This window comes from Sphaerospermopsis kisseleviana CS-549, from assembly GCF_028329225.1.
Lineage (GTDB): Bacteria > Cyanobacteriota > Cyanobacteriia > Cyanobacteriales > Nostocaceae > Sphaerospermopsis > Sphaerospermopsis kisseleviana.
Window position 1 is genome coordinate 1 of record NZ_JAQMTI010000292.1, and the last position, 4,546, is coordinate 4,546.

At 41.4% G+C, this 4,546-nt stretch carries 4 protein-coding genes and 1 other annotated feature; of the genes, 2 read left to right on the plus strand and 2 right to left on the minus strand.

Going from position 1 to position 4,546, the window contains the following annotated elements; all coding sequences use genetic code 11:
• Positions 1 to 333 precede the first annotated feature (333 nt).
• Positions 334 to 2,259: a protein kinase domain-containing protein gene (locus PN497_RS22885; protein ID WP_096566803.1), complete on the plus strand. Its 1,926-nt coding sequence runs from the start codon at positions 334 to 336 to the stop codon at positions 2,257 to 2,259.
• A 636-nt stretch (positions 2,260 to 2,895) separates the two neighbouring features.
• Here the strand turns inward: PN497_RS22885 and rplL are convergent.
• Together rplL and rplJ are read right to left on the minus strand one after the other, a co-directional pair.
• Positions 2,896 to 3,288 carry a 50S ribosomal protein L7/L12 gene (gene rplL, locus PN497_RS22890; protein WP_096566805.1) on the minus strand — a complete coding sequence of 131 codons (393 nt, stop codon included), beginning with the start codon at positions 3,286 to 3,288 and terminating at the stop codon, positions 2,896 to 2,898.
• A gap of 98 nt (positions 3,289 to 3,386) precedes the next feature.
• Positions 3,387 to 3,932 carry a 50S ribosomal protein L10 gene (rplJ, locus tag PN497_RS22895; protein ID WP_096566807.1) on the minus strand — a complete coding sequence of 182 codons (546 nt, stop codon included), beginning with the start codon at positions 3,930 to 3,932 and terminating at the stop codon, positions 3,387 to 3,389.
• 34 nt (positions 3,933 to 3,966) lie between these two features.
• On the opposite strand from rplJ, the gene PN497_RS22900 reads away from it, so the two are divergent.
• A complete protein-coding gene (locus tag PN497_RS22900) occupies positions 3,967 to 4,155 on the plus strand; it encodes a hypothetical protein (RefSeq protein ID WP_272110904.1) in 189 nt (62 codons plus the stop codon).
• Positions 4,109 to 4,277, minus strand: a sequence feature (ribosomal protein L10 leader region). It overlaps the preceding gene by 47 nt.
• Positions 4,278 to 4,546: the final 269 nt, after the last annotated feature.

The window sequence follows — 4,546 nt, forward strand, 5'->3', positions numbered from 1 at the left end:
ATTGGTAACAAAAACTGACGCTCAACAGACCTTGTACTGAGCGAAGCCGAAGTACATTTCTTGTCTAAAATCTTCCTTGTCTACTTTCCCTCCTTGCCTTCCTTGTCCTGCCTTCACAGATAATATTAAAAACCTACCCCTGTGAGGTGGGCATCTTGCCCGCCCAGAGTGTACCTCATTACAAAGGAAAGTGCTGTATTAATAAAATTAACCAGAAATTAAATCAACCCCTCCTCACTCCTGACTCCTGACTCCTGACTTCAGGAAACATCCTATAGTTACATCGTCAAAGTATCTGATATACATTGGGAAGGATCTCGCGTGTAACGTTTCATGACAACAAAACTGTTAAACAACCGCTATCAAGTTATCCAGGTACTCGGTGCTGGTGGGTTTGGGGAAACTTCCCTCGCAGAAGACATCCACCTTCCTTCCCGTCGTCGCTTCGTCATTAAAGAACTAAAACCTATTAACCACGATCCTGGAACTTCTCAACTCATTCAACAAAGATTTGAGAGAGAAGCCGCGATATTAGAAAATCTAGGGGAAACCAGCGATCAAATTCCCAAACTTTACGCCTATTTTCCCGAAAATAGCAAATTTTACTTAGTGCAAGAATGGATTGAAGGACAAACCCTCAGCAATATTATCCAATCAAAAGGCAAGTTAAATGAAACAGTTGTTAGAGAAATTCTTGTCAGTTTGCTGTCAGTTTTAGATTATGTCCACAGCAAAGGTATTATTCATCGAGATATAAAACCAGATAATATCATCCTTCGCTCCCAGGATAATAAACCAGTGTTAATTGATTTCGGTGCAGTGAAAGAAACTATCCGTACCGTGATCAATCCTTCAAGCAATCCTGTACAATCCATAGTTATCGGTACTCCTGGTTATATGCCCAGTGAGCAAGCGATCGGTCGTCCAGTTTATGCTACTGATATTTATAGTTTAGGCTTAACTGCCATTTATTTACTCACAGGTAAACACCCCCAAGAATTAGAAACTCACCCGCAAACAGGGCAAATATTGTGGCAACAATATGCTGCGGGAATATCCCCAGTAATGGTACAGATACTTACACAAGCTATTGAACCACGTCCTGGCGATCGCTATACCACAGCCAGTAAAATGCTCTATGCTTTAAAATCTGGTCAAAATAATTATAAGAATTACAAACCCTCCCATTCTCCCACCACCAGCGCCACAAAAATCCTTAACCAGCCAACTCAACCCACATATTCACCCGCAAAAACTCCAGTTATCAAACAAGTCAACAATCCTAATAACTGGCAGAAACCCGCTATCATTTTTGGTGGTGTAGCAATTGGTATTGTAATTGGTTTAGTAACAGCTTCTAACCGTCAGCCACAACCTTCAACTTCAGCGTCCACCAACTCCACAGTAACAACGGAAGCACAAACTCCCTCTGTTTTACCTACAAATTCCCCGGTTTTGGAAGTTTCACCCACACCAGTAATTACACTAACTCCCCCTATTCAACCTGAAATCATTTCTAATCCCATACCAGAAAGCAATTCTTCTCCAGAAATAACACCACCACCAGCGGATAAGCCTGTAATTGAAAATACTTCCATTCCTCCAGTCACATCCACACCCCAAGCGGAAATACAACAACAGCAACCACAGCCAGAAGCAGTTCCCTCAGCAGAGGTATTATCTGATTCTCGGAAACAGCCAGAACAACCGCCTACTCAACCAGAAGTATTGCCCAAATCAGAGGTATTTTCAGATACCCAGAAAAAGCCCGAAAAGAATAAACCTAAGTCAACAGGCCAATTAAATGCCACCAATATCAGGACAAGTGTACCAACATTTACTACAGGTACATCCAGAAGCACGGTAGAAGCCGCATTAGGCAAACCCAGAAGAGATTTAAGGGGATTATGGCCTAATACCCGTGCAGTTATCTATGAAGTAGTACCCGATAAAATAGACCTGGGTTATTTATTTGACCGTGACACTGGTAGACTCAGACAAACAGAAGTCGGTTTTGCGGGAACTGTAGATCATCAAATCATGCAAACAACTTTAAATGGTTTATTAGCAGGAAAAGCAACCGCAGAAATTCAACAAGGACTACAACAAATTCAACAACGTCAGACAGACAATTTTACCTTCAAAAAAGGTGGAGTTAAAGGGCAAATAATCAGGCAAAATTGCGATTCAATTTATATTAGTGTTTGGGAAGCAGATTTACATGATTTTGTTGATCCTGCAACGGCTAAACAATGTTAAACCAATTTAACAATTACCTCTAAAATACTCTCAATTTTTTGCCAGAATTAGGATGTCCAGGATTTGAGGATTTACAGGATGTTACTTGATGATGGTTGGTTATGTAGGGTTTGCTGAATAAACCTAAAACCTTGATATATCAAAGGTTAGAGGCTGATAAACAGGAAAAAAGTCCAAGGGTTTTGAAGGGTATACCGGAAAAAGTGTACATTTTTTGGGATTTCAAGAGATGGCAAAGAAATTTTCAAATCTCCTCCTGACTCCTGACTCCTGACTCCTGACTCCTATGCCCTCACGGAAAGACTTTCTCAGCAACCCCTATGTAGGGTTTGCTGATAGCGTAGCGTGGCGTTAGCCAGTGCCAGCTTTTATGAGGTGGCAACTGAAAAACCTTGCACTTAATTCCTACTTCAAGAAAAAATCGTTCCTATCCAACTCTTGAAACTGTCACCGTGGCGTAGCACCTGTCACCTGTCACTGGTCCTTCACAGATAACTTTTTCAGCAAACCTTAACTATACGCAAGCAAGAACATTAATAACAGCCTAATAATTTTGACAAAATATAGAATAATTTTTAACCAGTTGTTAGGGCAAGCTAAAAGAATAGCTCACCCTAAATAATTTACAATTACAAATTACTTGATGGTTACAGTACCACCAGCTTCAGCAATGCGTTTCTTGATGTCTTCAGCAGCTTCCTTATTAACACCTTCTTTGACGGGTTTAGGAGCAGCTTCCACTAAGTCTTTAGCTTCTTTTAGACCCAAACCAGTGATTTCACGGACAATCTTGAGAACTGCAATTTTCTTGTCAGCGGGTACAGATTCGAGAATAGCATCAAATTCGGTCTTCTCTTCAACAGCTTCAGCAGGAGCAGCAGCACCAGGAGCAGCCATCATCATCATGCCGCCAGCAGGAGCAGCAGCACTTACACCAAAAGCTTCTTCAATTTGCTTAACTAATTCCGCAGCTTCTAATAAAGTCAAAGATTTTAACTGTTCTAAAATTTGATCGGTTGCAGTAGACATTGATAGAACTCCTAAAGAATTTTGATTTGTTTTTTGTCAGTTGTCATTAGTTATTAGATACTGGTTTTAACTAACAGCATTTAACTAATGAAAAATTGTTATTCAGCAGCAGCTTCAGCGCCGTCTTTGTCTTTATCAGAGACAGCTTGAATAGCACGAGCCAAAGAACTTGGAACTTCGTTGATACCCACAGCCACCTTGGTAGCCAAAGCGTTGATAGCTCCAGCAATTTGCGCCATAAGTTGTTCCTTAGATGGCAAGTCTCCTAAGGCCTTGACATCCGCTTCTTTCAACAAGCGCCCTTCCATGACACCGCCACGAAGTTCTGTCTTCTTGGTGGCTTTTTGGAATTCCTGGTAGGCTTTAATTGCTGATAAATCATCTTTAACTAACACAAAGGCTGAAGAACCTTTGAGCAGTTCTGACATTGGTTTCCATTGCTCATCTTCCTGAATGGCAATGCCCATAAAGGTGTTTTTAGTCACCTTACAAACAGCGCCACTAGGACGTAAACGCCGCCTTAAGTCAGTAATTTCGGCAACTGTTAGACCTTGGTAGTCAATTACGAGTGCTAAAGTTGACTCGTTTAAAGTCCCTTTCAGGTCAGCTACTATTTCTTTCTTGTTTTCTAACGTTCTACCCATGCTTATCTCACCTCCAAGGGCAAAATCTTAATTAGTGAACATTGGCAAAAGGCAGGAGTCAGGAGTCAGGAGTCAGAAGGTCAATATTTCTTCCCCATCTCCCCATGTCCTCATCTTCTTATCTTCCCAGTCACCAGTCACCAGTCACCAGTCACCAGTCACCTGTTTACTGACGCGCCAAAAACAACAAACCCCAGCTATCTTTGCCGGGGTTTCACAGTAGTATTTTTAATGCTGTAGTTCTCAAACTTTTTTTGAGCAAACTTCAGTCACTTAAAATTACAACCTCGGCAGGATATTTAAGCTATTAGCACCTGCTGTCTCCGGCTTTATTAAATTTTATTGACACTCCCCACGTCTAAAGCCGGGGGATTCTTGAAGAGTCCATAAACTGACTTTCAATGGTGCTGGCAAAAACACCCTACACGCTCAAAACAACTACCAGGACAAAAGGTATTGCAATTGCGCTTACTTTTTTTTGCTTTGGTGAGTCCATCACAATGCCAGTTAGGTACGCTCAACATCCTGCCATTATTTGCCCTTTAACTATTCCAAATCAAGTTGGATATGTCCGTTGCCGGGATTTCTCCGCACTAGGATGTTTCTTCACGTAG

Excerpts from the sequence above, each read along its gene's own strand:
- PN497_RS22885 (WP_096566803.1), top strand. The coding sequence starts at position 334 with ATGACAACAAAACTGTTAAACAACCGCTATCAAGTTATCCAGGTACTC.
- rplL (WP_096566805.1), bottom strand. The coding sequence starts at position 3,288 with ATGTCTACTGCAACCGATCAAATTTTAGAACAGTTAAAATCTTTGACT.
- rplJ (WP_096566807.1), bottom strand. The coding sequence starts at position 3,932 with ATGGGTAGAACGTTAGAAAACAAGAAAGAAATAGTAGCTGACCTGAAA.